The organism is Nocardia citri, from assembly GCF_054065835.1.
On the sequence record NZ_JBSUQM010000007.1, the window covers coordinates 114380 to 140659 of the forward strand.

At 64.5% G+C, this 26280-nt stretch carries 30 protein-coding genes and 1 pseudogene; 22 read left to right on the top strand and 9 right to left on the bottom strand.

Annotated features, from left to right (window positions below):
* The first annotated feature begins 145 nt into the window (after positions 1-145).
* The 3 genes and pseudogenes from ACW2Q0_RS13175 to ACW2Q0_RS13185 all read left to right on the top strand — a co-directional run bounded on the left by ACW2Q0_RS13175 (position 146) and on the right by ACW2Q0_RS13185 (position 2950).
* Positions 146-1249, top strand: a complete 1104-nt coding sequence (locus ACW2Q0_RS13175) for a glycosyltransferase family 4 protein (RefSeq protein ID WP_457190059.1) — start codon at positions 146-148, stop codon at positions 1247-1249.
* Positions 1246-2664 (top strand): annotated as a pseudogene (locus ACW2Q0_RS13180) (glycogen debranching N-terminal domain-containing protein). The gene ACW2Q0_RS13175 and the pseudogene ACW2Q0_RS13180 overlap by 4 nt, the downstream one beginning before the upstream one ends.
* A gap of 100 nt (positions 2665-2764) precedes the next feature.
* A complete protein-coding gene (locus ACW2Q0_RS13185) occupies positions 2765-2950 on the top strand; it encodes a hypothetical protein (RefSeq protein ID WP_457189708.1) in 186 nt (61 codons plus the stop codon).
* Between the two features lie 79 nt (positions 2951-3029).
* On the opposite strand, the gene ACW2Q0_RS13190 is transcribed toward ACW2Q0_RS13185, so the two are convergent.
* From ACW2Q0_RS13190 to ACW2Q0_RS13205, 4 genes are read right to left on the bottom strand one after another with little or no spacing between them, the layout of a single operon-like run.
* On the bottom strand, positions 3030-3917 hold the full coding sequence (locus tag ACW2Q0_RS13190; protein WP_457189710.1) for a potassium-transporting ATPase subunit C: 888 nt from the start codon (positions 3915-3917) through the stop codon (positions 3030-3032).
* A gap of 1 nt (position 3918) precedes the next feature.
* A complete protein-coding gene (gene kdpB, locus ACW2Q0_RS13195) occupies positions 3919-6060 on the bottom strand; it encodes a potassium-transporting ATPase subunit KdpB (protein ID WP_457189712.1) in 2142 nt (713 codons plus the stop codon).
* Position 6061: 1 nt separating this feature from the next.
* A complete protein-coding gene (kdpA, locus tag ACW2Q0_RS13200) occupies positions 6062-7732 on the bottom strand; it encodes a potassium-transporting ATPase subunit KdpA (RefSeq protein ID WP_457189714.1) in 1671 nt (556 codons plus the stop codon).
* Positions 7733-8005, bottom strand: a complete 273-nt coding sequence (locus tag ACW2Q0_RS13205; RefSeq protein WP_457189716.1) for a potassium-transporting ATPase subunit F — start codon at positions 8003-8005, stop codon at positions 7733-7735. It abuts the gene before it with no gap.
* Positions 8006-8201: 196 nt separating this feature from the next.
* On the opposite strand from ACW2Q0_RS13205, the gene ACW2Q0_RS13210 reads away from it, so the two are divergent.
* Positions 8202-8360, top strand: coding sequence for a hypothetical protein (locus ACW2Q0_RS13210; RefSeq protein ID WP_457189718.1), 159 nt, complete (start codon positions 8202-8204; stop codon positions 8358-8360).
* A gap of 92 nt (positions 8361-8452) precedes the next feature.
* Complete coding sequence (locus tag ACW2Q0_RS13215; RefSeq protein WP_457189720.1) at positions 8453-9028, top strand: HD domain-containing protein; 576 nt, start codon at positions 8453-8455, stop codon at positions 9026-9028.
* On the opposite strand, the gene ACW2Q0_RS13220 is transcribed toward ACW2Q0_RS13215, so the two are convergent.
* Complete coding sequence (locus ACW2Q0_RS13220) at positions 9019-9489, bottom strand: NUDIX hydrolase (RefSeq protein WP_457189722.1); 471 nt, start codon at positions 9487-9489, stop codon at positions 9019-9021. The two genes, ACW2Q0_RS13215 and ACW2Q0_RS13220, sit on opposite strands and share 10 nt — an antisense overlap.
* Entirely contained in the window at positions 9489-10244 is a 756-nt protein-coding gene (locus tag ACW2Q0_RS13225) for a helix-turn-helix domain-containing protein (protein WP_457189724.1), read from the bottom strand. The genes ACW2Q0_RS13220 and ACW2Q0_RS13225 overlap by 1 nt, the downstream gene beginning before the upstream one ends.
* A 144-nt stretch (positions 10245-10388) precedes the next feature.
* Here ACW2Q0_RS13225 and ACW2Q0_RS13230 point away from each other — a divergent pair, with 144 nt between their 5' ends.
* The 15 genes from ACW2Q0_RS13230 to ACW2Q0_RS13300 all read left to right on the top strand — a co-directional run bounded on the left by ACW2Q0_RS13230 (position 10389) and on the right by ACW2Q0_RS13300 (position 20792).
* Entirely contained in the window at positions 10389-10604 is a 216-nt protein-coding gene (locus tag ACW2Q0_RS13230) for a hypothetical protein (RefSeq protein ID WP_457189726.1), read from the top strand.
* A gap of 53 nt (positions 10605-10657) precedes the next feature.
* On the top strand, positions 10658-10780 hold the full coding sequence (locus ACW2Q0_RS13235; protein WP_457189728.1) for a hypothetical protein: 123 nt from the start codon (positions 10658-10660) through the stop codon (positions 10778-10780).
* 145 nt (positions 10781-10925) lie between these two features.
* A complete protein-coding gene (locus tag ACW2Q0_RS13240; protein WP_457189730.1) occupies positions 10926-11360 on the top strand; it encodes a hypothetical protein in 435 nt (144 codons plus the stop codon).
* Positions 11357-11617: a hypothetical protein gene (locus ACW2Q0_RS13245; RefSeq protein WP_457189732.1), complete on the top strand. Its 261-nt coding sequence runs from the start codon at positions 11357-11359 to the stop codon at positions 11615-11617. Before ACW2Q0_RS13240 ends, ACW2Q0_RS13245 begins: the two co-directional genes overlap by 4 nt.
* Entirely contained in the window at positions 11617-12045 is a 429-nt protein-coding gene (locus tag ACW2Q0_RS13250; protein WP_457189734.1) for an RRQRL motif-containing zinc-binding protein, read from the top strand. Before ACW2Q0_RS13245 ends, ACW2Q0_RS13250 begins: the two co-directional genes overlap by 1 nt.
* The gene (locus ACW2Q0_RS13255; protein WP_457189736.1) at positions 12042-12809 is read left to right on the top strand and encodes a hypothetical protein; all 768 of its coding nucleotides are present in this window, start codon (positions 12042-12044) and stop codon (positions 12807-12809) included. The genes ACW2Q0_RS13250 and ACW2Q0_RS13255 overlap by 4 nt, the downstream gene beginning before the upstream one ends.
* 2 nt (positions 12810-12811) lie before the next feature.
* On the top strand, positions 12812-14896 hold the full coding sequence (locus ACW2Q0_RS13260; protein ID WP_457189738.1) for a hypothetical protein: 2085 nt from the start codon (positions 12812-12814) through the stop codon (positions 14894-14896).
* Between the two features lie 31 nt (positions 14897-14927).
* Complete coding sequence (locus tag ACW2Q0_RS13265; RefSeq protein ID WP_457189740.1) at positions 14928-15437, top strand: hypothetical protein; 510 nt, start codon at positions 14928-14930, stop codon at positions 15435-15437.
* Positions 15438-15452: 15 nt separating this feature from the next.
* Positions 15453-16292, top strand: coding sequence for a deazapurine DNA modification protein DpdA family protein (locus ACW2Q0_RS13270; RefSeq protein ID WP_457189742.1), 840 nt, complete (start codon positions 15453-15455; stop codon positions 16290-16292).
* Positions 16293-16453: 161 nt separating this feature from the next.
* On the top strand, positions 16454-17725 hold the full coding sequence (locus ACW2Q0_RS13275; RefSeq protein WP_457189744.1) for a hypothetical protein: 1272 nt from the start codon (positions 16454-16456) through the stop codon (positions 17723-17725).
* Positions 17722-18222 (top strand): hypothetical protein, encoded by a 501-nt coding sequence (locus ACW2Q0_RS13280; RefSeq protein WP_457189746.1) that lies wholly within the window; start codon positions 17722-17724, stop codon positions 18220-18222. The genes ACW2Q0_RS13275 and ACW2Q0_RS13280 overlap by 4 nt, the downstream gene beginning before the upstream one ends.
* A 94-nt stretch (positions 18223-18316) precedes the next feature.
* Positions 18317-18919, top strand: a complete 603-nt coding sequence (locus ACW2Q0_RS13285) for a hypothetical protein (protein ID WP_457189748.1) — start codon at positions 18317-18319, stop codon at positions 18917-18919.
* Complete coding sequence (locus tag ACW2Q0_RS13290; protein ID WP_457189750.1) at positions 18916-19356, top strand: hypothetical protein; 441 nt, start codon at positions 18916-18918, stop codon at positions 19354-19356. Before ACW2Q0_RS13285 ends, ACW2Q0_RS13290 begins: the two co-directional genes overlap by 4 nt.
* Positions 19353-20138, top strand: coding sequence for a DUF2637 domain-containing protein (locus ACW2Q0_RS13295; RefSeq protein WP_457189752.1), 786 nt, complete (start codon positions 19353-19355; stop codon positions 20136-20138). The genes ACW2Q0_RS13290 and ACW2Q0_RS13295 overlap by 4 nt, the downstream gene beginning before the upstream one ends.
* A gap of 204 nt (positions 20139-20342) precedes the next feature.
* Complete coding sequence (locus ACW2Q0_RS13300; RefSeq protein ID WP_457189754.1) at positions 20343-20792, top strand: hypothetical protein; 450 nt, start codon at positions 20343-20345, stop codon at positions 20790-20792.
* A gap of 1332 nt (positions 20793-22124) precedes the next feature.
* Here ACW2Q0_RS13300 and ACW2Q0_RS13305 read toward each other — a convergent pair.
* Together ACW2Q0_RS13305 and ACW2Q0_RS13310 are read right to left on the bottom strand one after the other, a co-directional pair.
* Positions 22125-22628, bottom strand: a complete 504-nt coding sequence (locus ACW2Q0_RS13305; RefSeq protein ID WP_457189756.1) for a GNAT family N-acetyltransferase — start codon at positions 22626-22628, stop codon at positions 22125-22127.
* Positions 22629-22683: 55 nt separating this feature from the next.
* Positions 22684-23706 (bottom strand): DNA adenine methylase, encoded by a 1023-nt coding sequence (locus ACW2Q0_RS13310; RefSeq protein ID WP_457189758.1) that lies wholly within the window; start codon positions 23704-23706, stop codon positions 22684-22686.
* Positions 23707-23833: 127 nt separating this feature from the next.
* On the opposite strand from ACW2Q0_RS13310, the gene ACW2Q0_RS13315 reads away from it, so the two are divergent.
* Complete coding sequence (locus ACW2Q0_RS13315) at positions 23834-23989, top strand: toxin-antitoxin system HicB family antitoxin (RefSeq protein WP_457189760.1); 156 nt, start codon at positions 23834-23836, stop codon at positions 23987-23989.
* A 152-nt stretch (positions 23990-24141) separates the two neighbouring features.
* Positions 24142-24903: a DUF3800 domain-containing protein gene (locus ACW2Q0_RS13320; protein ID WP_457189762.1), complete on the top strand. Its 762-nt coding sequence runs from the start codon at positions 24142-24144 to the stop codon at positions 24901-24903.
* A gap of 267 nt (positions 24904-25170) precedes the next feature.
* Here ACW2Q0_RS13320 and ACW2Q0_RS13325 read toward each other — a convergent pair whose 3' ends face one another.
* Complete coding sequence (locus ACW2Q0_RS13325; RefSeq protein WP_457189764.1) at positions 25171-26265, bottom strand: pentapeptide repeat-containing protein; 1095 nt, start codon at positions 26263-26265, stop codon at positions 25171-25173.
* Between the last annotated feature and the right edge of the window lie 15 nt (positions 26266-26280).

A 26280-nucleotide genomic window follows, 5' to 3' on the forward strand; every position in this document is an offset into this window, starting at 1 on the left:
GCGCACCGAGTGCTGGGTGGATGTGCACAAGGTTGTCCCTGGAAGGATGGTCATGAGCGCAGGTCTATTCGCGCCGAATTCGGCGCCATTCGCCGCTTCGGATTTGCTGTCCGCCGACCATGTCGGTGAACGATTCCGCATTGCGATGGTTGTTCCGCCGTACTTCGACGTGCCGCCGAAGGCCTACGGCGGCGTCGAGGCCGTCGTCGCCGATTTGGTCGACGCACTGGTCGCGCGCGGACACGATGTGACATTGTTCGGCGCCGGTGAACCCGGCACCACGGCGAAATTCGTTCCGGTGTGGGATCGCGCATTGCCCGAACGGCTCGGCGAGCCGTTTCCCGAGGTCGTGCACGCTCTGAAGGTGCGAAGGGCGATCGAACAGGTTGCCGCCACCTCCGGCTTGGATCTGGTGCACGACCACACCTTTGCCGGACCACTGAATGCCCCGGCGTATATGGGCCTGGGTTTGCCAACAGTGGTAACCGTGCACGGGCCGGTGGACGAAGGCGACTGCTACCACTACTACCGCGAATTGGGCCAAGAAGTGTCGTTGGTCGCCATCAGCGATCGACAGCGCGAATTGGCGCCCGATCTGAATTGGATCGGTCGCGTACACAATGCACTGCATGTCGATCAGTGGCCGTACCAAACCGAAAAAGGCGACTACGCACTGTTTCTCGGCCGCTTCACCCCAACCAAGGGCACGCATCTGGCATTGCAAGCCGCACATGAGGCCGAAATTCCCCTGGTGCTCGCAGGCAAGTGCAGCGAGGCCCTGGAGCAGGCGTATTTCGAGAAGCAAGTGCGCCCACTGATCACCGAGCGCGATCACCTTTTCGGACTCGCCGATGCGTCGGCGAAGCGCAAACTGCTCGCGGGTGCGCGCTGCCTGCTGTTCCCGATCGACTGGGAAGAACCGTTCGGCATGGTGATGATCGAGGCGATGGTCTGCGGCACACCGGTGGTCGCGCTGCGCGGCGGTGCGGTTGCCGAGGTTGTCGTCGACGGAGTGACCGGCCGGATCTGTGACGATCCCGCCGAGTTGCCCGCCGCGATCGCCGAGGTGAGCGCGTACGACCCGGCCGCGTGCCGTGCGCATGTCGAGGCGAACTTCGGCTCCGGCACGCTCGGACGCGGCTATGAGCAGGTGTATCACCAGCTCCTGCGTTCGCGCCGCCTTGCGCGCGCGGCACTGCTGCTCGACGAGACGGTGCCGGTCCGGATTCCCGCGAGCGAACGCGTATGACCGCAGACGCCGGCGCCGCGGATCTCGCACCGCTGAATTCCGGTGAGCCGACCGGTCTCGGCGGGTGCGGTAGTTCGGTGACCCTGGTCGAGGGCGGCACCTTCTGCCTGTCCAATCGGCTCGGTGATGTCGAACCGGGACACCCGCATGGGTTGTTCTTCCGCGACGCCCGCGTCATCTCCCGCTGGGAACTGCTGGTGGACGGCCAACCCGCCGAATCACTGTCGGTGCTCAGCCCGGAGGCGTTCGCGGCCAGATTCGTGCTGCGCCGGCCACCGCAGGCCGGACAAGCCGACAGCACCTTGCTGGTGGTGCGCGAACGCCTCGTCGCCGATGGCATGCACGAGATACTGACCCTGGAGAACATGGGCCGGGAGGCCACCGCGGTCAGTCTGGAATTGCGTGTAGACGCGGATTTCGTCGATCTGTTCGCGGTCAAAGAGGGCCGTGCCGCGCACGGCCGCGCCGAGGTCACCGTGGCCGAAGGCGAGTTGCTGCTGCACGACCGCACCGATCGGATGCGCGGGCTCACGGTTTCGGCGACCGTCGAGCCCGCGGTCCTGCCCGGCACGCTGCTCTGGCGGGTGGTCGTCCTGCCCGGGGAACGCTGGCAGACCGAGATCGTGGCGCAGCCGACGGTAGGCAATCAGCGGGTTCAGGCGCCGCTGGCGCCGGGAGAGCACCATGGGCTCAGCGCACCCAGTCGCAAGATGGCGGCGTGGCGACACACCGCCACGAAGATCTCCGCCGCGGATCCGGTGCTCACCCAGGTGCTGCGGCGTTCGGAAAGTGACTTGGGCGCATTGCAGATTCACGACGAATCCGGCGAGGGGCGTCCGTTCGTGGCCGCGGGCGCGCCCTGGTTCATGACCCTGTTCGGCCGCGATAGTTTGCTCACCGCGTGGATGGCGCTGCCGTTGGAAGTGGATCTCGCGCTGGGCACACTCCAGCAGTTGGCCGAATCGCAAGGGCAGTGTATCGATCCGCGTCTGGCCGCACGATACCGCGATCGCCGTCGCGGGCCTGCTGCGCTATCGGCACGTACCGGGCGCGGTCGAGCTCGCCACCCGGCTGGCGGGCGGATTACTCGATGCGGCGGCATCTTTCGGCGGTCGGCTGCCCGAGCTGTTCTGCGGATTTCCGCGCGATCAGTTCGCGGTTCCGGTCCCGTATCCACTCCCTGTTCACCGCAGGCGTGGGCCAGTGCGGCACCGCTTTTGCTGGTGCGCTTGTTCCTCGGACTGGATCCGGCCGCGCCGTCGCGCACGCTCACGGTCAGACCGCAACTGCCGCCGCACTGGGGCACGGTCACGTTGAGCGATCTGCGATTGGGCTCGGCGATTGTGGATCTCGAAGCCGACGGCGATCAGATCACCACGGTGCGGCTGCCCGATGATTGGCAGATCACGCGATGAGGTGGGTAGTGCGATGAACGGCACCGGATCGGGCAATCCACCGATGTAAAAGAACATTGGTTTGCGTCCCCACTCGATACCAGCAGGCTGGAGGTGCACAATGCAGACATCACTGGATCACCGGGATCTGTGGAGCACTCAGCATCGTGATTGCAGTGCGGAGCCCATGGATCTCGATCTGGACCTGGCGCGGTTCATCTGCAGTACGCATGCCGGCCACGGTCCGGACTGTCACCAGTATCTCGCCGCGTCGGCGTACTGCTTCGCCCGCGACGAGGACAACTGAACGGGAACGGCCGAGCGCCCATTCCCGTGGCATTGCAGCGGATTCGGTAGCCGCCATTCGGGAATGAGCGCTCGGGTCGTTAGCTGCGGAACGGGTACTTCTTGTCGAGATCGAGGTTCAGCTCGACCACATCGACGTGCGGTTCACCGAGGAAACCGAGGGTCCGGCCGCCGGTGCGCGCATCGACAAGAGTGCGTACCTGGTCTGCGGAGATATTGCGGGCCTTGGCGATTCGCGCCACTTGAATGGCCGCGTACTCCGGCGAGATGTGCGGGTCGAGACCACTGCCGCTCGCGGTGACCGCATCGGTCGGCACCGGGGTGTCTTTCGAGGCATTGCCGATGATCGGCACGATCCGGCCGACCGAATAGTCCTCACCCGGCTTGGCGCAATCGACCTCGACACCCTTGTAGGTGTCGAGGAACGGCGCCTTCGGGCACGCCTCGTTGACGCTGACGACCTGCACCGGCTTCGATACCTCGCCGCTGGCATCTCGTGGTCCGATCACCGAAAGCACCGCGCCGACACCGTCTTTGGTGCAGAACGGGCGGCTGCCGTCGACCCCCTCACGGTCGCCGACCGCTTTGCTGCGCGCGCATACGGTGGACAGCAGGCTGGACTTCACCTTGGTCGGATCCGCGTCGAGGGTGTCGACGATGCTTTCCGGGCCGAGGTTGGAAGCAGCTGTGGACAGCGGGTCGTAGCCATAGCCCGCCGCGGACGGGCGGCTCTGGAAGTACTGCACCAGCGCATTGCCGTCCTTATCGGTGAACGACTGCCCGATCAGGCTGGAGCCGACGACCTTGCCGTCCATGGTGATCAGCGATCCGTCCGACTTATCGTGCAGGCCCGGAATCTGGGCGACCACGAAAACCGCCAGCGGGTAGACGATTCCGGTGATCGCGGTGAGGACCAGCAGCGCACGCAACGCGGCCAGATGCTGCCGGATCCAAGTTGACATACGCATATCAGGACATCCCGGGGAGGAGTTGGACAACGAGGTCGATCAGTTTGATACCGATGAACGGCGCGACGATGCCGCCGAGACCGTAGATCGTCAGGTTGCGGCTCAACAGCTTCGAGGCATTGCTCGGCCGGTAGCGCACCCCGCGCAGCGCCAGCGGGATCAGCGCGATGATGACCAGCGCGTTGAAGATGACCGCTGAAAGGATCGCCGACTGCGGGCTGGATAACCGCATGATATTCAGCAGGTCGAGACCGGGGAACAGCGCGACGAAAAGCGCGGGAATGATCGCGAAGTACTTGGCGATGTCATTGGCGATCGAGAAGGTGGTCAGCGCACCGCGGGTGATGAGCAGTTGCTTGCCGATCTCCACGATCTCGATGAGTTTGGTCGGATCCGAATCCAGATCGACCATGTTTCCGGCTTCTTTGGCTGCGGAGGTGCCGGTGTTCATCGCGACGCCGACGTCGGCTTGGGCGAGTGCGGGCGCGTCGTTGGTGCCGTCGCCAGTCATCGCGACCAGTCGTCCGCCGTCCTGTTCCTTCTTGATCAGCGCCAGCTTGTCCTCCGGAGTGGCCTCCGCCAGGAAATCGTCCACACCGGCCTCATCGGCGATCGCCTTGGCGGTCAACGGGTTATCGCCGGTGATCATCACCGTGCGGATGCCCATTCGGCGCATCTCGTCGAAGCGGTCACGCATGCCCTGCTTGACAACGTCTTTGAGGTGAATGACGCCGAGCAGCCGGGCCTTGCCGTCGTTGACCTCGCCGACGACCAGTGGCGTGCCACCGGATGCGGAGATGCCGTCGACGATCACGCCGACCTCGGTGGGTACGTGCCCGCCTTGTGCGCGAACCCAATCGGTGACCGCACTGGCGGCGCCCTTACGCAGCTGGTGCCCGTCCTGGAGGTTCACACCCGACATGCGGGTCTGAGCGGTGAATTCCACCCAGGTCGCGCCGGTCAGCTCACCCGGTGTGCGTTCGCGTTTGTTGAAGGCCTGCTTGGCGTAGACCACGATGGAGCGACCCTCGGGGGTTTCATCGGCGAGGCTGGAAAGCTGTGCGGCATCGGCCAATTCATCATCGGGGACGGCGGGCATCGGCACGAATTCCGAGGCCTGGCGGTTGCCGAGGGTGATGGTTCCGGTTTTGTCCAGCAGCAGGGTGTTCACGTCGCCGGCGGCTTCGACTGCGCGGCCGGACATGGCGAGCACATTGCGCTGTACCAGGCGGTCCATACCGGCGATGCCGATGGCTGAGAGCAGTGCGCCGATGGTGGTCGGGATCAGACACACCAGCAACGAGACCATGACGATGCCGGTGACGCCGTGCACGTCCAGCGCCGAAGTATCCGCCACACCGGGACTGTTGGACTTCGAGAAGATCGCCAACGGCTGCAGTGTGGCAACGGCGAAGACGAAGATGATGGTCAGCGCGGCGAGCAGGATGTTCAGTGCGATCTCATTCGGCGTCTTCTGCCGACTCGCGCCCTCGACGAGCGCGATCATTTTGTCGATGAAGCTCGCGCCCGGCTCCTGGGTGATCTTGACGATGATCCGGTCCGACAGCACGGTGGTGCCGCCGGTGACGGCCGATCGGTCGCCGCCGGATTCCCGGATGACCGGCGCGGATTCGCCGGTGATGGCCGACTCGTCCACCGACGCGATGCCGTCCACGACATCGCCATCGCCCGGAATGACCTGGCCCGCTTCGACAACGACGTAATCGTCGCGTTGCAGCGCCGGTGCACCGACGCTCTCCTCGATGATGCGCGCACCCGGCGACCAGTCGACCAGTCGTCGAGCCATGGTGTCGGTCTTGGCCTTGCGCAGCGTATCGGCCTGCGCTTTGCCGCGGCCCTCGGCGACCGCCTCGGCCAGATTGGCGAAAATGACGGTGAGCCAGAGCCATACGACGATCGCCCAGGCGAAAAACGTCGGCTTGGCCAGCGCGAGCACGGTCGACCACACGGCGCCGATCTCGACGATGAACATCACCGGGTTGCGCCACATCGTGCGCGGATCGAGTTTCTTGGCCGCGTCCGGAATCGCGGTCAGCAGTAATTTCGGATCGAGTACGCCGCGCTGGACACCGCGGCGCTTGTGGGCCGTATCCACGGTCGTTTCGGTTGTCGTAGTGGACATTTCAGTGGATTCCTTCGGCGAGCGGCCCGAGTGCGAGTGCGGGTAGGAAGGTCAGCGCGACCAGGATCACCGTGACACCGACGACCATGCCGACGAATTGCGGCCGGTGCGTCGGCAACGTGCCGATCGACTCGGGAGTCTGCCCCTGCTGGGCGAGCGAACCGGCGAGCGCCAGTACGAAAATGATCGGCAGGAAGCGGCCGAACACCATGGCCAGGCCGAGGGCGGTGTTGTACCACTCGGTATTGCCGGTCAGACCGGCGAAGGCCGAGCCGTTGTTGTTGGCCGCGGAGGTGAAGGCGTACAACACTTCCGAGAGCCCATGCGGCCCGGAATTGAGCATTCCCGCGCGCTGACCGGGCATTGCCATGGCGGCCGCCGTACCAACCAATACGATCAGCGGACTGATCAGGAAATATGAAGCGGCGAGCTTGATTTCGCGTGGTGTTATCTTCTTGCCGAGATATTCCGGTGTGCGGCCGACCATCAGACCCGCGACGAAGACGGTGATCACCGCGAGGATGAGCATGCCGTACAGGCCCGAACCGGTACCGCCGGGCGCGACCTCACCCAACTGCATATTGAACATCGTCATCAGGCCGCCGAGGCTGGTGTAGGAGTCGTGGAACGAGTCCACCGCACCGGTCGAGGTCAAGGTGGTCGCGGTCGCGAACGTGGCGGAATCGGCCACGCCGAAACGGGTTTCGACACCCTCGAGGGATGCGCCGATCGCGGTCGGGACGGTGCCGTGGTGCTGGAGTTGGAAGAAGTTCTGCAAGGTGACGCTGATCAGCGCGATCGTGCCCATGACCGCCACGATGGCGTAGCCCTGCTTTTTGTTGCCGACCATGCGGCCGAAGGTGCGTGGCAGTGAGAAGCTGATCACCAGTAGCAGGAAGATTTCGACCCAGTTGGTCCAGGTGGTCGGGTTTTCGAAGGGGTGGGCGGAGTTGGCGTTGTAGAAGCCGCCGCCGTTGGTGCCGAGCTCCTTGATCGCCTCTTGGCTGGCCACCGGACCGCCGGTGATGGTCTGCTCGGTGCCGTTGAGGGTTTGGGCGATCTGGTCGTGCAGGTGGAAGTTCTGGATCGCGCCACCGGAGATGAGCACGATGGCGAAGACGAACGAGATCGGCAGCAGGATGCGAATGGTGCCGCGCACCAGGTCCACCCAGAAGTTGCCGAGATCGCCGGTATGCCTGCGGGCGAAACCACGCACCAGCGCGACCGCCACCGCGATGCCGACGGCCGCGGAGACGAAGTTCTGCACCGCGAGTCCGGCCATCTGCACCAGGTGGCCCTGGGTCGATTCGCCGGAGTAGTTTTGCCAGTTGGTATTGGTGACGAAGCTGACGGCGGTGTTCCACGCCAGCGCGGGCGTCATCTCGGTGCCCGGATCGTGCAGGTGTAGGGGCAGTTTGCCCTGGATCAGTTGGAAGAAGAACAGGAACAGCACACTGACCGCGGAGAACGCCAGCACGCTGCGGGCATACACGGCCCAGGTCTGCTCGACCTCGGGGTGCACGCCGATGGCCTTGTAGATGACCCGCTCCGCGCGCGAGTGCTTGGTGGCGTTATAGACCCGGAACATGTAGTCGCCGAGCGGCACATGCACCAGGGCCAACGCGATGATCAGGGCCGCCAAGAAGGCGATCCCCGCGGTGGTCGTGTTCACCTAGAACCTCTCGGGAAAAAGAAGAGCCGCGACCATGTAGATCGCGACAAGGACGGCCAGAGCTAGACCGATCAGGTTCGCGATCACAGCTTTTCCACCCCACGCTGGACCAGACCCAGCAGCGCGAAGATCGCCACGGTGAGCACCGTGAACACCACGACAGACATTTTTTACACAACCTCCATGGGCGCTTCCGGCATGGAGCGCGACAGGGTGAGTAAAGCGGTCATTCGAGCTCGTGCGGAGCTTGTTTACGGGTTCTTGGCGGACCATTGATGAGCATTGACACTTCGTTTACGGGTATGGCGCGGGCACTGGGTGAAAGGATGCCGTCAAGGTAGCCGGGCAACCCGTCAACACACCGTAAAGATCCAGATAGACGGCCGATACGGGAGTAGAAATTCATCGACCGGCGATGCGGGGGATGTCAGCGCAACCCGGGTTCCTATTGGTTGGTGAAAGGATCGTCATGTCGGCTGTCACGGTCGCGGTGCTCATCGGATTCGTCTGTTGCGCGCTGGTCATTCGCGCGCTGGCGCTGCTGGCGCAGGGGCAGGATTCGGGAGTCGTGACAGAACGGGTCCGGATGTTCGGCGACACGCCGTACCGCGCGATGATGGACGAGTGAAACGCGGGTGAGTTCCGCACCGGAATACCCTCAGATTCGAAGCGCTGATCAGTGGCAGACATGTCATGAAGGTGTCGTGAGCTGACCAGCTCATGACTACCGTAGACCGTATGAGCGGGGATATTTCAAGCTGGGCCGAGCAGTTGGCGCGGACATACCTTGTGGCGCTGCCGCGACGATGGAAGCACGTGCAGGGCGTGGTTCGGCAGGCTAAATGGGCGGTTGACGTGGTCGACGACTCCGCCATGCTGATCGCGTCGGCTTGGGTACACGACCTTGGCTACGCACCAGAGATTGCGCGGACTGGCTGCCACGCTGTCGACGGCGCGGCGTTTCTCAGCGCGCAACGCGCGCCTGCCCGTTTGTGCGCGCTTGTCGCGCACCACTCGTGCGCTCGGATCGAGGCACGTCAGCGGGGCATCGATATCGAATGGCCGGACGAGCAGACGCCGCTGCGTGACGCCCTGTGGTGGGCTGATATGACAACGACTCCAACCGGTGAATCGACCGATGTGCGTAGTCGATTGTCCGAGGTCTGCGAGAGATACGGTCCGGATCATGTTGTCGCTCAATCGGTTACCGAGGCTAGTCCGGAACTGTTGGGCGCGGTCGAGCGTACCGAGGGACTGCTGAGCAGGTTACCGTCGCGCCGTATTGGTCACGTGTAGTACGGGGCAGGATCTTGGTTGAGGCCCTGTTTGATCCGGAGAGTGATTGAAGGGTGGATGTCGAGTGCTGAAAGATCATCGGGTGCAACCCATTTGACCTCTTTCGATTCATTGCTTGTTTGGAGATATCCACCGATAGGGTCCGCATAAAAGCAAATCGAGAATTCCTGGCGAACCTCCCCGTCATCGTATGCGATGACGTGTTCGGGGTTTGAGAACACGCCGATCAAACCGGTTACTTGGACATCAATTCCGGTCTCCTCTTTTACCTCTCGGATGACTGCTTCCGCGATAGTTTCGCCCGCTTCGAGTCCACCGCCGGGTATCGAGTACTTGTCATTATCGGTTCGATGAATCATCAATATTCGACCGAGGTCATCACGAACAAGCGCGCTCACAGCTACTTTGATGCTGTTTGGGGTAGGGGCATTTGGATCGTGAAAATAGTCGATTCTCGCCATTAGCGACTCTCCGTGAAGTCAGCAGGTTGTGCACCTGCCCATACGTGCTCGAAGCTGGTCGTATAGGTCTCGAACAGGTCACCGGCAGGTAGTCGATGAAGATGCAGCGCGGGCGCGTGCGCGCCCGGAAACCCGTAGACATGTGCATTTACGATCATTTCATCATCGAACCGGAAGATGGAGTTGTAGAGAGTCGTGTCGTGGTAGCGGACTTCTACGCCATCGAGTTCGGCGAGTGGTTCTATCAGTGCCAACGCGTTCTTGATTCGCGCTCCCACAGTGCCGCTCGCGAGTCGTTCTTCGGCGCTCCGCTTGTCCGCTTCTGGTGCCGTGGGTCGGCCGAATAACATACGAACTTTCATGCCTTCGCGTGTCTTCCGTCGGATGATCCGCGTGAATGCTGGCTCTTCTGCCAAGAAAAGTCCCGCGAGGACCAACACATCGATTTGATCGGTCGAGTTCTCCAAAAGGCGGATCCATAAATCCGTCGGAATTGAATTCCGATGCGGATAGATCTTGACGACTTCTGATTCTGCCGCTTCGACCCGCCGCTCGAGGGGAACTGCGTCGGGCCACAGGTAGTTCTCCGACTCGCGAACAAGGGCGGCGATCGTGTGACGGTGCCGTGGGTACGGCGTCCTTCCCTTCGTGATCCATCGTTCGACGGTCTTTGCGTCGACACCGGTTTTGTCTGCGACGTCGGCGATGTCGAGCCCGTTGCGAAGCAGCGCATCACGTAAACGATCGTTCGGCATTAGACCCTCCTGGGACGTCTTGGGACGAGTCTACTCGTACAAAGACGTCCATACAAGTCCTGCTATGTAGTGATGTCGTCCCCTATATCTCAGCGAATCTCGGTGTGTGTCAACAAGTTTGGAAATGCAACGAGGAGGACGCTGGTGATTGATTCCGTGGAAATCGGCAACCTGCCGGACGACTTGATCAGCCTGCGGGACGCAGCACGGGTCGCTGACGACGTTCATCCGACAACCATTCGGCGATGGATCAGCCGCGGAATGCTGACGGCGTATCGGCGCGGGCCGCGCAAGCTGTATGTGAGCCGTGGTGAAGTCGCTGCCCTGGTGCGCCCGATTGAGGTCGGCGGTGCGGCATGAGCGCCCCGAAATTTGACGAAACGCGCTCGTTCAGAACGAAGTCCGGTCGACGCATGGATCTGCGGTCCATCGATGAGTACATCGAGGAAATCGTCGCTCAGGCGCCGCCGCTGTCCGCGACAGCTCGCGCCAAGCTGTCGGCCCTGCTCGGTGCGCGAACGGGAAGGGCAGCGTAATGCGTGTCCGCACATTTGGATTCGCCGTCGCTGCTGTGGCGGTCGGCTATGTAGTGCTGACGAATCCTGCGGTTGTCGGGGTCACGGTGGTTCTTCTAGTCCTGGTGGCTGTGTGGCGATTTCGTCCGCGGATGGGGGTGCGGCGATGAACGAGCCGTTCCATGATCCGGTCGATTTGCTGGATGAGTTGGATTCGATCATCCAGGCACAGGAGCGATTGCGGCAGCGCACGATCGCCTTGCAGGCGCGCTATGCGGCGCTGGAGCCGCACGCGGAGCGGTACAACAATCCGCCGCCAAGCGCCGATCGGAGGCCGGTCGAGGAGTACGGCCGCATCAATGTCGAATACACCGCGATCCGGCTTGGCGATGCGGTCAAGGATATGGCCGGCACGGCGAAGTTCCACTTGCATCCGGCTCGTGAGCTGGCGGAGAAGGTTCGCGAGTACCCGCAGCCGGAGCGAGATCAGTCCGCTGGGACGACCGCGCCTATCTCCGGCTCCGCCACGGTCACAGGGCGCACGCTCGCGGACCTGGTCAATGGTCGTGAGCGGGATGAGCGGGACGGGGCTGAGCGGTGATCGGGCCGGTGGTGAAGACCGATGCTCAGGTCGCTCGGGCGGGTGGGCAGTTGTTTGGGCTGTTGCCGCCGCTGTTGCGGCTCGGGCTGCTGCTGTTCGGTTTGTTGATCGCGTTGGCGGCTTGTGGGAAGGCGTGGATCGATTACCAGGATTACGTGCCGTCGCCGAATGTGTGCCGTCATGACCAGGTAGCGCATGCCCAGGAGTTGGGTTGTGTTCCGCCGCAGGATATTCCGACGCCTGCGGGGTGGCGGTGATGACCGAGCAGCCGACCGAGGGCGGTATCCCGGTTTATCGGTGGCGTTGCGCACCTTCGCATTTGCGGACTCGTCGCCAGTTGGCTGCAGATGGTTTGCGCCCGAATGGGCAGGACGTCGCAGGCAAGGTGCAGCGTCCGCGAAGGGCTGGGGAGCCGTTGACAGCGTACCTGTACGACATCAACCTCGCCGCCGCAAAACGGGAGGCATCACCGGCACAACTTGCCGCACTGGCGAAGGCCACCCGCGAGCACCAGTTGCGTGCCGCGGAGCGACGCGGCATCGACCGTGCCGAGTTCGAGCAGGCCGGGGATCCGGGTCCGGGCTGGAACACATCCACCAGCGCTCTCGCGGGTTACGAGGCCACAGGCAGCGCCTTGGCTGACTCGCTCGCGCGTGGCGCCGAACGAGAGGGGATGGATCGATGAGCATTCGTTTTTCGCCGCGCGACATGGTGGTGCTGACAATTCTGGCCGAGATGTACGGCGCGCCACTGGAATTAGTGGCGCAGATGCTCGGTGTGAGCCGTTCGTGGGCGTATCGGATTGTGGCGCGGTGGGAAGCGGCTCGCATGATCAGCGACAACCGTGTGCGCCCGGTTCCTGGGTCGGTGTGGGTTTACCCGACGAAGTCGGCGTGCGAGGCCTTATTGGGTCGATCGGTGCGCCACTGGGTGCCCACACCCATGATGGCCGCCCACACCCTCGCGGTACTGGAGCTGCGGTTGGCGCTGACCGGCCTGGATCTGGACCGCTGGATTTCCGAACGGCAGCTGCGTTCCGAGGTTGGTCTGCTCAAGGCTGGCCAGCCGCGTCCGCATATCCATGATGGCCGTTACGTCACCGCTGCTGGTGATTTGTGGGCGGTCGAGGTCGAGCTGACCGCGAAAAGCATTGGCGCGGCACGCACTTCCGTGACACAAGCGCTGCATGTGGCTGGACGCGCCAACTGCGCGGGCCTGAAGTTCTACTGCCGCGGTGAGGCGACCAAGAACGTGATCCGAACTGCTGCGGCCGGTCTGGATCTGTCGGGCGGGCCGAAGTTGACCCTCACCGATCTGGACGTACTGCTGGCCGAGAAGCGGGCCGAGTCCTCGCCTGTTCCGCGACCCGGGCTCCGGGTGATCGCGGGCGGTGCCGCTGATCACGAAGACACCCAGGTCACAGACCACAACGATGGAAAGGCGGTCTGATCATGACCTGCACTCCGATGATTACCCCGGCCGACTGCGCGCCGTACGCTCCGACGCCGGCCGCTTCCCCGACCGCGACGCCGACACCGGAGCCGGGGATTCATGTCGAGCCGAAGATGCCGCCGATCGGGTTGCATCATGACCCGCTGGGTTGGTTGCCGGACTTTTCGTCGTGGACGTGGGACAGCGTGGGCGATGGTGCCCTGTTGGGTGCGGCGGTCCTGGTGACCGTTCTGATCGGCGCGGTGGCGATCCTGGTTCCCGCGACGATGCTGGGCTGGAAGCCGCAGCGGCTGCGGAACTGGCTGCTGGCCAGTGTGCTGGCCATGCCCGGTGCTGCGGCGTTGTGGGCGTGGGATGTGTTCGCCCCGGTCCGTGACTTCGCCCAGGCCGCAACCGATTTCATGGCCGGTCAGTGTGTCGGTGGTCTGCTGGGTATGGCGCCGCTGTTGATTCCCGTGGCGTGGTTGACCGCGACCATCGCCCACACCAACCGGCGCGTGCAGCTGGCCACGGTCGGGTTGAAGTCCCCGGCTCGCACCGAGCGGGCGTTGTGGGCCCAAGCCCAGCGCGAGCAGCGTGCCGCGGCACGGTTGTCGCGTCGGCGCCTGCCATTCACGACCGGTGGGCTCAATCCGGAGTTGGTGATCGGGCGCTTGGCGGTCGAGACCGATCAGGCGCCGCCGTCCTCGGTGCTACGTCAACTGGTGGGCCGCAGCGAGACCCGGTTGATTCTGCCGTGGATCAACGTGGCCGAGCACATGACCTCGGTGGCCTCGAGCGGGTCGGGCAAGACGACGTTGATGGTGCGGGTGTTGGTGTCGTGGTTCGTTACCACGTGGATGCGGCATCGGCAGTGGTGGCGGCTGGATCGTCCGGGTCGGCCGTTGGTGATCGTGGTGGACTGCAACGGCGGTCCGGAGTCGCGCAAGGTCGCGGCCCGGATGCGGAAGTGGTTCCGCGGTCTGGGTGTTCGGGCTGAGCGCATCGGTGTCTTTCCCGATGAGGTGTCGCTGGGCATGTGGAACGCGACCGTCGATGACCTGCGCTCGATCCTGTCGGCGATGATCTCGGGCGGTTCGACACCGACCACGGACACCGAGCGGTATTTCCACGAGATCCGCGAGACCCTGATCCACCTCATCGTGGACGCCCCTGCGCGGGTCGAGGTGATCGACGGCGTGGCGACCCCGATCGGGCACAACCCGCCACGGTCGTGGCTGGAGTTCCTGTCACGGTTCGACGTGGAGAAGCTGTCGAAGCTGTGGGGCGGCCAAGCCGGAGTCACGCCGTGGTCGGGGGTGATGGGCGTGGACATGGAGATCGCCTCCACCATCGACGGCAAACAGCCGGTCATGAACTCCGCTCGCGCCGAGTTCGCCAACCTGTACCGGTCGCTGGGGTCGGCGTTCGACGGCGACAAGGAACTGACCGACTTCGACGTCATCTACATCGTCCTGGAGGGCGTGAAGACCCCGGACCGTGCCCGCGCTCAGTTCGGTGCGCTGGGAACGATGTTCGAGCAGCTGGCCGACAAGCAGCACGGCCGCACGTCGCTGATGGTCGTGGACGAATTCAGTGCGGTGTCCGATGGCAAGACCCGCGCAGTGAAGTGGGTCGAGCGGCTCAGGAAGGCCGGCATCGGGTCGTGGTGGATCGCCCAGTCCTGGCAGGGCTTGGGTCACGACGACGACAACCGCACAGCTTTGGTCTCGGCCGCCTCGGGTGGCTCGCTGTTGGGCCGTTCCACCGACCCGGAGACCCTGGCCAAGATCTATGGCACCCGCCCGAAGTTCGAGCTGTCCCACAAGCTCGTCGGCGGTAACCGCGATGGCGACGAGGGCAACATCCAGTCCTCCGATCAGTTCCTGATTCCGCCGAACCGGCTGCGCGCCATGGCCAAAGGCGACGTGGTGCAGGTCGCTGGCGGCCGCGCCCGCTGGGGCCGGGTGAGCCCGCTCGATGACGACGAGCTCGAGCGGCTGCGCCCGCTGCCCGGCATCGCCGCGATGTCCGACCCCGAATCCGACACCGACGACACCCGTTTGGCGCCGGTGATCGACCTGCCCAAGCGCCGACCGGCCTGAAACCACTGACACGACAAGGAGTTACAAACAAATGGCTTCCCCGATCGAACCCGAAGACCACGGCGAAGAGCTGGGCGGGCGTAGCGCCGCCGAGCAAGCCCACGAACAGCAGATACTCGACGCGCTCAGCGTGGACATGGAGGGCAGCGCCGCGCAGAAACTCGCGGCCCAGCTGGTGCCGGTCGTTCCGGACGGCGGCACCGTGGGCCGCGCTGTCGCCCCGCACGTCTCCCGGATCACCAAAACCCGTGACGGACTGCGGATCTGGGGACCGGCCGTCGCGGCCACAGCGGTGGGGACAACCGCGGTCGCCGTGCTGCCTTTGCCTGGCCCGCTGGCCTTGTATGTGCTCGCTTTGGCGGCGTTCGCGTGGTGGCACTGCGCCGGACGACCGGGCGCGGTCGAGACCGTTCGGATGCTCGCCTACGCCATCGCTGATGCCGGCGCCTGGATCAAACGTCACGTCGAGCAGCTGGCGCATCGCCGCGCCCGCTACGAGAAGAACCGCACCCGCCCGAACACCGAACCCGCCGCAGAGTAACGGGAGTTGTGCGGCATGAGGTTCTATCTCGGCACCCATCAACCAGGTTGGTTACGTCAGACGGCGGTACCGCTGTTCATCTCCGATGTACGGCTGTGCGGGTACCGGACGTTGCCGCGGGCAATCGGGCGGTTCGCGCTGGACTCGGGTGGGTTCTCGATGCTCAGCGTGCACGGCACCTGGGCTGCTGGGCCGTCACCGCGTGAGTACGCCGCCCGGGTACGCCGCTACGCCCAGGAGATCGGCGGCCTCGATTGGGCGGCCATCCAGGACTGGATGTGCGAACCGTTCATTACCGCCAAGACCGGCCTCACCATTGCCGAGCACCAGGCGCGCACGGTCGGGAGCTACCTCGAACTGCGGGCACTGGACGAAGCACTGCCGTTCGCGCCTGTGCTCCAAGGGTTCGACCTCGCTGACTATGTGCGGAACGCCCAGCAATACGCGGACGCAGGCGTGGACCTGGCTGCGGAACCGATCGTCGGAGTCGGGTCGGTGTGCCGACGCCAAGGCACCAGCGAAGCCGCCGCGATCATGGCCGCACTGAGCCGGGAAGTGCCCTCCATGGCACTGCACGGTTTTGGGGTCAAGACTTCCGGACTCACCCAATACGGGGACTTGCTCGAATCCGCGGATTCGATGGCGTGGTCGTTCAACGCCCGCCGCGAACAGAAACCGCTGCCCGGCTGCACAGGGCACAAGAACTGCGCGAACTGCCTCACCTACGCGTGTCAGTGGCGGCTGAAAGTCCTGACCAGCCTCGCGCACACCTCCGCAACCCCGAGCATCGCTCGCCGCCGCCGTGACGCCCTCGATCAGCCCGCGCTGTTCGAAATCCCGAAGAAGTCGGCATAACCCGCCGAGCCCCAGTAACACCCGATTGGAAGGAAATCCCATGCATCACACCGAAATTCCCTTCGCGACCACCGCCCAGGCGGCTGTGGCGCATGACTACCTGCAGGCCTTCGTCCTCATCACTCACCCGTTCCGTTCCACCACGAAGAAGGAGAACTGACATGTCCGATCGCAGTGTCGAAGACGAACTCGTCGCCGAGGCACGCAAATTCAGTGCCTCGATGCGGGCGGCGATGCGTCACTACGCGCAGGCGTCGAATTGGCTGGAACGCCGCCGCGCGCGGCGTGAGATCAGTCTGATCACCCGCCAGGAGGCCCGCGAGCAGTCCGCCGCCCGGCAACGGCATCTGGTGTATTCCGAGCAGGCCGTCGACAAGTACCGGGTGCATGCGCTGGCGGTGTCGCAGCGCGCGAACGACCCGACCGTCGACCACTCCCGCCGTTTTCGTGATCAGCAGGTGCTGGCGCGGCATCGGGCCGATATGCGGGATCTGTTGCTGAGCAACCCGCACCTGAGCGAGGTTGAGAAAGGCATCGGTCTCGACGGCCTGGACGCGGCCACAGCGTTCCCGGAGTTCGAGACAGGCAAGTTGTTCAACCGCGCCCACAAGGTGAAAGGCATTGAGGCACTGCGGTATCGGGCGCACGTGGCCCGCGAGACCGCCGCGGTGCGTCACCGGGACACGGTGGCTGCGCTGCAGTGGCACGAGGCCGACGCCCGCCAGGCCGACGAGATCAGGAACCAGCAGGAACGCGTGGTGGAGGACCCGGCTCGGTTCCGGGCAGTGGTCGGGTGGACCGACCGCAACGGGGTCACCGCGAGCAGGTCGAAGTCGTTCGGTAGCGAGCAGGCCGCGACGGCGTGGATGCGCAGCAACCCGGACTTGATGCTCACCTTCGGCGTGGCCGCGCATGCGCAGACCTGGGACACCCGCGACGATCGGGCGCCGATCTACTCCCACAGCGGAGAACACCGCGCGGTGTGGGCGTCGCTGGCCGCGCGGGAGAAAGCCCTGGCCGGTCAACACGAGCGGCCCGCTGGACAAGCCCGCACGGACAGCGATCAGGAGCCGCCACGCGCGGAGCGGGATTCGTTGAAGGCCCGGCTGCATTTGTCGATCGAGCACAACAGCGAACTGGCCGATAACAACGCCCGGCTGACGCGGCAGCTGACCGAGGTGAGTGCCGAGCGGGACCAGTTGCGTTTCGAGCGGGATGAGGCGGTGCGCAAGCTCGCCGACCGCACCCCGGCCGAGCAGCGTTTCGGCAGCCCGGAGCGCCAAGCCGAGCAGGCACGCACCCACACCCGCGAGGCGACCGAATCGGGCAGCGAGTCGGCGCCGCGTTCCCCGCTGGCGGATTACCAGCCCGGCCACGCGTTGGCCGATGCCGTGGCCCGCAACGGACGCGACCGGGAAGGGATGCAGCGATGAGCCACGCCGACGATCTCGATGACCCGTTCATCAACCAGTACGCCACCAAGATCACCGACCCGCACGAGGTCTTGATGCGCGCGGATTTCGCTCGCGTCGAAGCGCTGCAGCGAACCGCGTGGGCTGAACCCGAAGAACAAAGGTATCTGCTGTTGAGCCAGGCCCGCGGGATCGACGCGCGGTGGTCGGGCCGCGAAGACGAACTGGGCCAAGCCTGGTGGGGCTTGAATGACGCGGTTCACGACTGGTTGAACGAACCGGACTATATGCGCCGCTACGCCGACCGCGTCCGCGACGACCAGGCCCACGGTGTCGCCGCGATCAGCGACATGGAATGGCGCAACCAGCAGCAGGCGCGGGAGATGACCGGCAACGGTTCCTGGGAGCAGGCCGCCGAGTCCGCGCCGCGTTCGGTGCTGGCGGACTACCAGCCCGGACACGCGTTGGCCGATGCCGTGGCCCGCAACGGTGCCCAGCGCGACGGAGCCGAGCGCTGAGCACCGAGACAGCCATGCCGGGCGTCGGAACCGCCCGGCATGGATCGGCCCGCGACCACCTCACCCATCAGAGACCAAGAAGGAAGCAGAACCAATGATCGAGAATACCCGCCCCGAACTGCACGAACCCGAATCCGAGACCGAGCAGCGGATGCGTGCGGACTTCATGCACGCCGAGTCGTTCGTCGCCCGCTCGGCGGAGGACTACGACCCAGCCGATGCGCTGGACTACCGCGAATACGCCTCACCGTGGCTCAACGGTGAGGCGCGGTGGATGCACGAATGGGTGTACCTGACCGACGCCACGCAACGGTGGCGCGATAACCCGGCCGCCGCGGACACGAACATGATTCGACGCGGTGGCGCGATGTCGGCGATCGAGGCGCGCAGCGAGGATCAGGCCCGCTACATCGCCGAACGCGGTATCGAGCGCGACGAATACGGTCTGCTGACTTCCCACTACGTGACTCGTGTGGAAGAGCAGGCGTGGGACATCGCCGAGCACGTCGATCCGCACATGCCGTGGACGAATGCCGCCGACATGAGCGCCAGCGCACCGGTTCCGGTGTCATCGGCGTTCGCCGCGGCGCGTACCCGCGAGCTGGCCAGCAGCGCGTCACCGTTGGCGACCTACCAGCCCGGCAACGCGCTGGCCGCGAGCCTGGCGAACGCTGAGCGTGACGGAGTCGAGCGGTGAGCGCCCCGACCGTCGAGGCGACGATGCCCGCCCAGGCCGGAGGAGACGACCTCGCTCAGGTGACCGCGCGGCCGGTGCCTGCACGGACGCCGATACGGCCGATCTGCACGACACCACCAGCGGTGTCGGCGGCGGTGACGGCGCGGCCGTCGCCGGACGGTTATTCCCGGGACGAGTTGGCGCAGCGGTTGATCGCAGCGCATGAGCGGGCCGCGGAGTTGGAGGAGCGCTTGGCTGCTGTCGAGCGGGCCCGTGATGCCGCCGAGCATCAGGCCGCGCAGTTGGAAGACCGTAACCGGGAATTAGCGAGCGATCTGGATGACGCCCTGGATCAGCTGGCCGGGCACGCGCTGCACGCCGAGCAGGAACGGCTGGTTCGTCCGGCGGCGTGGAGCCCGTGGGCGGCGTCCACCGACCGAGAGGGATATGACCGATGAACTCGACAGCCACTGTCCACCAGCCGTCCACCGGCCGGTTCGATCTGGCCGAGCTGACCGCGTTGGCGATGACGATCGTTATCGGTGTGGGGGCGTTCGCGTGGTCGTTTGCCGCGTTGACCGAACTCAGCGTGATGGCCGGGATTACACACCGTCTAGCGTGGGCCGGTCCGATTTTCGTGGACGGCGCGATTGTCCAGTCCGCCGTCGCCCTGGTCTCGTTGCAGCGGCGCGCCCGCCAGCTCGTGCTGATTCCGGCCGCGACTCGCGTGTTCTTCTGGGGCGAGTTGTTCGCCGCCGAACTGATTTCGGTGGTCGGAAATGGTCTGCACGCTGCCGAATCCGGGCAACGCATCCTGCCCGCGACCATCGCGGCGTGCGTGGCTGGCGCGGCGCCGCTGTTCGGCCTGGCGGCCACGCACGGTCTAACCGCGCTGATCGAAGTCCCGCGCACCCCGCAACCGACCCCCGAGCCGGGGTTGACACCGATTCACGCGGACTCGACACGGCTGGACACCGACCGGACAGGACTGGACGGCGACCGTCCACCACTGGACAACGCGCAGCCGGAGTTGGACAGCGGGCAGGCGGTCACCGTCGAGGCGGTGGACGGTGACGCACTCGCCGACCGCGACGCCGAGATCCTTCGCCGGGTGGCGGCGGGGGAGTCGACGCGCCGGATCGGCGCCGCGGTCGGGTTGTCGAAGTCGAGGGTCGCGCAGATCATCGCCGCCGCCGACACCGACGACCCCGGTGGGGAGGTGCTGAGCTTGATTCGCTGACCGATAACCCCCCGGTGGTGCGGGAGGGTGTGCGGCGGTCCCTCCCTCGTCAAGGGCGCACAGCGTCGCCTGCCCGGGCGATGGCCTTGGTGGCCACCCTGGACCCGCGAGCCCTCTACCGCCACACCGGGCAGAGCCCTTGAGGGCAGGCAGTGAGCCTGCCCCCTTCAACCCCCTTTCACCACCTCAACCATGGAGAATCTCATGACCAACGCAATGACCGACCTGGACCAGATCAACGCCGAGCTGATGAGCCAAGGCGCCCGTAACCCGTTCGGCCGTGATGTCGAACCGAACACGACGATCTCCGGTGAGATCGTGGCCGTGGTGCGGCGCCACCGCCACAACAGCCAGGGGCAGCCGCTGTATTGGGTCAACCGCAAGCCGATGGTCGCCCAGGGCGGGGACCCGGTCATCGACTCCGCGTTGATCCTGGAGACCGGCGAGCGTGCTGACTCTGATGACGAGGGTCTGCGTTCGATCACCTTGGATCGCGATATGCAGCGTGCGATCGCCGCGGGTGTGCGGCGTGCTCGCGCCGGCGGTTTCGCGATCGGCGGTCGCCTCGATCAGCTGGTCTACGTCGGCCCGGTCGACGGAGGCGGCTACGGCCGCGTCTACGAGCTGGTGGCCTACATCCCGCCCGCCGCCTAAACCGCACCACCCTACCCGGAGCCCCGGCCGAGATTTCGGCCGGGGCTCCGTCGTGTCTTCAGCCGGTCGGGCCATTCGAGTACCCGTGGTTGCGCTTTGCACCGACTGTTCCCCGGCCCCTTCCTCCGCAGGCAAAACGAGTCCGGAGCGGCGGTTGCTCAAGGGTGGCCGCAGGCCATCGGCGCAGCCGACGCGACGATAGGAGCGCCCTTGAACAACCGACGAGCCGGACTCACACTGTCCGGCCGAGGAAGGGTCCTTGTCGTGTCTCGTTGGCAGTATTTCAGGAGTCGATCTTGGTGCCGGTCGGCGCGGTCAGCGGCGCGAAAACCCCGACAAAACGTAGCGAATAGGTAGCACACGCGTGTGCTACCTATTCGTGTTCTCAACCACCACCCCAACCCTCCCGTGAGCTGGGCAAAGGGCGGGATTTCTGCTCACTCCCCCACCCCCTCCCAGTCCGACATCTCATCACCCACTTCGTGGTCAACGAGATGTCGGACTGGGAGGGGGTGGGGGAGCAATCAGAAATCAAAAGATCAAAAGAGGGGAGGGTTGGGTGGTGGTTGAGAGAAAAAGAAGTGGTTGCGTGGGTACGTATCGGTGCTTTAGCTGGTTGGTTCCGTTGGCATACGTATCAACACCTGGCGGTGTCGCTTCCAGCTGGTCGACTCGTCTGCATCGGTAGCGGTCTACAGATCCGCGACTACTGCCCGATGCAAGTCATCGGACGGCGGCTCACGATGCGGTGGTTGGCGCGCGGGCGTCGGGGCGCCCGCGTGCACGAGCGATGCTCGTGGAAGAACTTCCGCGACCTCCGGTCGCGTGGCCCTGGTGGTGGGTCGGCCTGCATTGTGTTTCCGCGCCCCTCCAGCGTCAAGGGCGCCTGGCGGCGTCGGCTGCGCCGATGACCTAGCGGCCACCCTTGACCCCGGAGCCTCTACGCGAAAAAGGCAGGCCTTATCGGGCAGGCGGTGCCTGCCCGCCTCTCTGTGCAACCCGACCCACACCAGGGCCAAAAAGCAGGTACGGGGTGCGAAGGCTCGGGCGGCCAGTTGGCCTACCGCAGCAGGGCAAGGCGTTTCGGCCGCCGAGCCGGGCAGCGAATCCGCCAGCAATGCAACAGCATTGAGATAGCGATCACTCGGCAATCGATCGCAGCCGGAGGCGAATCATTGTAGATATGGCCGCCAATTCGCGGCGAAAAAGCCGCGACTCGGACTACTCAAACACGCTGGTTGGGGCAGCGATCGGAACGTGTCATTTGTGGCTGCGGGGGATCGGGGAATTCAGCCTCGATCACGCCCAGCTCTACACAGAACGCTGATGCGATTACCGTCGCAGCCGGAAATGAAGGTTATCCAGCTTGCCGTCGCGCTTCTCGACACGGACGCGCTCGTATCCGGCTTTCCTGATCGATTTCAGGCTTGTTGTATTGTCAGCGGCGATGACGCAACCGAAGGAACGGACTCCGTTCGTGGCATCGTGTTCGCTCATGGCACGTTTGGACGCTGATGCGTATCCGCGGCCGCGGTGCTCTCGGTCGATATAGGTCACCGTCCCGAGCGACGGGTAGTCGGCAGGATCGTCGGGTTCCGTGTCGAGCTGGTTGAGCGGCCGGTCCTGGACCATCGCCGATACCAATCCCACAGGTTGCTCGTCGGCGAAGATGACCCAGTTGTGGATTCGGCCGATGCCGGTTTCGGCGCTGGGTGCGTACCCAAGATTGCTGTCGGACATCCCGATCCGTTCGACGAATTCTTTGGTATGTGTCCAGCCGCGGACTTTCGCCTGGACTGTTTCGTCGCAGTCGGTGAAGTAGCGCAGTCGCACCATAGCGGCACCGTACCGAACGGGGCTGTGACATCACCAGTGCCCGACACGACGCCGCTTACGTCAGACCCGAATGTGTGAGGTGGACCGGCTCATGATGGGGGCTGAGCTGATGCACGGTGGGCGCGCATTCGGCAGCTGGTGGAGCAGAAGCGGCCCGGGCGGCCAGTGCTGCGGCGGGTGAGGACTTCTCGCATCCTGGTGCCTGGCATCGGGTTTCGTAACCTGCATCCTCAGCTGGGACGTCGCTGTTACGAAACTCCGGGAGCGGCAGGGTGTCGGCGTCGGGGGTGCGCAGGGGGTGGTTGGACCACAGCACTTCGGTGCGGGCTCGGTGTGCGCCGCCCTGGGTGGTAAACGATGCCAGCTCGTAGCGGTGCCAGTGAGGATACAGCTCGCGGTCGTAGAGTTCGCTGGCGTACCCGGATAGCATCACGGTGGCCTGGCAGGCGTGCAGGGCGGCCGCCAGCTCCCGATGGGAGGCCTCGCTGGTCATCTCGTGGCGGTAGTTGCGGTCCCGGGTCGTGCCCAGGTACGGCGGATCTACATACAGCAGCACGGTGCGGTGGCGGCCGTACGCGCCGATCAGATCGAGTGCCGGCCGGGATTCCAGCGAGACCGCGGCCAATCGCTCCGCAGCGGGCAGCATCCGCTCCAGGTATGCGGCCAGGTAGCCGGGCATCGAGACTCCGGATCCGTTCGGGTCGACATGGTGGCGCCACCCGGTGCGGCGCAGGGTTCCGGTGCGAGACTGGGTGATTCGCACCCAAACCCGGCGGGCCCGCTCCAGCTCGTCCAGGCCGGACAGATCGTCGTGCGAGGCATCGTGCTCGGCCCGCGAATGCGGTGTCAGCGCGCACACCCGCGCCAGATCCGCCGGGCGGTCGCGCAGGACTCGCCAGAAGATCATCAGGTCGCCGTCGATGTCGTTGACGGTCTCCATCCGCACCGCGGGTTTGGCCAGCAGCACCGCCAGCGATCCCGCGAATGGTTCCACGTAATGGCCGTGGGCGGGCAACATGCTGGCGATCCGGGTCGCGATCGTGGTCTTGCCTCCGTAGTACGCCAATGGCGGTTTCATTTGCAGTTCTCCCTGCTTATTTGCCCAGGTCAAAGGTGGACGTCCACCTTCAATTTTACCGTTGCGCGCTGGTGGACGTCCACCGTGAGATAATCGAAAAATGCCTAGTCAGCACCGATTTCCGGTTATGACAGTCCGAGTCGACCCCGAACTTCACGAACGCGCGAAAACCGCCGTCGCCCAGTCTGATTCGAACTTGAACGCGCACGTGGTCGCGTTCCTGCGCTGGCTGGTGCACGACACCGAGGAGCTGCCGACACGGCCGGAAGTACAAACCTCATGACATGGCACAACTAGCCGCGAGAGATTTGTTGCCGCGCTGTAGATTTCGTATTGCTGGTGTTGGTGACTGATGGATGATGAGTCGGTGGAAGTTACGTCATTGGTTCAGGGGCAGGATGACCGCGTGGTCCTGGACGGCGAGGCGGTCGCTGGATGACCGCAGTTCAAGAACGGCGGTTCGCTGCGGAGTTTGCGTATATCGACGAGACGGGCGACACGGGGTCTGTGGACGGGGGTGGATCGCAAACCTACACCCTCGGATGCGTTCTCATTCCGATGCACACTTGGACCGATGCGCTTGACTATCTCGTCAATCTTCGCCGAAACCTTCGGGACACCTACGGCTTGCCAATTAAGCAGGAGGTCAAGGCAAATCACCTTGTCGGGATCAAGAAGACCTATAGTGACCTCGGACTTGGCGACGGCCAGGTCCGCGACATCTACCAGCGCCATATCGATGCTGCGGTAGGGATATCGAGTGGAGCTTGCGCGATCACGATCCACAAGTCCGAGATCGCTAAACCGGACATCGATGTTTTTGAGACATCCTGGGAGTATCTGTTTACGCGACTCCGCAAGCGTACTGGCGACGGCCACCCGATCGTGATTGTCCACGATAAGGGCGAAGAAGATCGAGTCAGGAAGCACCTCCGCCGCTTCCGTCGCTACAACTGGCAAGGTGGCGGATACGGCGATGCCCGCTTGCTCGTGGAAGACCCTGTTGGACGGGACTCGCAACACAGCTACTTCATCCAGCTTGCCGATCTCGTCGCTTACGCGGCGTCGCGGAAGGCGGTCCCGGCAAAGGGTAAGACGACCAAGATCTGCGACGACACTATGTGGGGAAGGCTCGCAGCCGTTCAGATCCAGGAAGTAAGTGTCCGTCGAGACGGAATCTACAAGTGGCCACGCTAGACAGAAGAGAAGGCGCCACGCGGGCGCCTTCCTTGACGTCTGACCTACCCCGACCATGTGGCCGGATCAGCCAGCTACACCAGTATCGCACATATAGCGACGAGGCTGGCGGAAGCCAGCTCTGCCGTCTCGTGTGATTGGTGCCGCTCATCGGGACCTTGAACACTAATAGATTGTGGTGAAATGCTCTTTGACATGCAGGTTCTTCGCTTGTGTGCACAGCGCCGACAGTATTGATCTCACAAGGCTGCCATGTACGCACCAAAGTCAATCTGTCGGGACTGCTAGCCCCGCCGGCCATCGCGTGTGCTCATCACGCGTAAGAGTGACGGTCAGATCCGTCTTGCTCAGTTTGGCGTCGGTGAGATCCGTACCGATCAGTTTCGTGTCGGTTAGGTTGGCGCCGGTCAGATCCGCTCTGGTCAGGTTGGCGCCGGTCAGATCCGCTCTGGTCAAGTTGGCGTCAGTCAGGTACGCCCCTGTCAGGTCCGCGGTGTATCTCGGACCGGCGATTGCGTATGGGCTGGTCGGTTCAGTGGTGGTCAGGCACGCGTCGGTCAAGTTCGCCCCACGCAGGGCCGCACCTTTCAGATGCACGTAGGTCAGTTTCGCCCCTGTCAGATCCGCGCCGTCCAGGTACGCCTCTGTCAGGTCCGCGGCGTATAGGTTCGCCCCGGTCAGGTCTACGCCGTCCAGGTCCGCGGCCACCAGTTTCGTGTAGGTGAGCTTGGCGCCTGTCAGTTTGGCGTCGGTCAGATCCACGACACGCAGGTCCGCGCGGTCCAGATCAAGCCCGGTGAGATTGGACTCGGCGAGGTCGCATCCAGGCAGTGATGCCCGATGCAGGCTGATGGTGGTGGAAGCCCAGGATTTCGGGTCCTCGGCGGGAAGCTGTCGGCGTTGGGTCAGGATGCCGACGATGGTTTGCCGTATTTCGAGTTCGGCCAAATCTGGCCAAAGCGACTCTTCGTCAGGAAGGGCGCCCGGGACACGGAGGTACCACTGCAGCAGGTTGATGCAGACCTGCCGTTCATCGTCTTCGCCGAAGGCATGCCAGTCGTCGGCGAGCGCGGTCAACGCGTAGACCCCTGCTTGCCGGATCGCGGCGGATCCGTCGCCGATTTGGGTGGCGATTACGGTGTAGCGGTCGCGTAGTGCGGATTCCTTGGCGCGGCGGGAGTCGGCTTGGTGGTGGTTCTCGGCGAGTTCGCGGCTGCGCTGTCCACTGATGTAGGCCAGGACGCCTGCGGTGAGCGCGCCGGCACCCGCTAGGGCCGTCGCGAGGGGCTGGCCAAAGCTGGCGTGAACCCCGGACAGCAGGGCGACACCGAATCCGGTGGAGCCACCACCGATTACGAGCATCAGCCCACGCCAGAT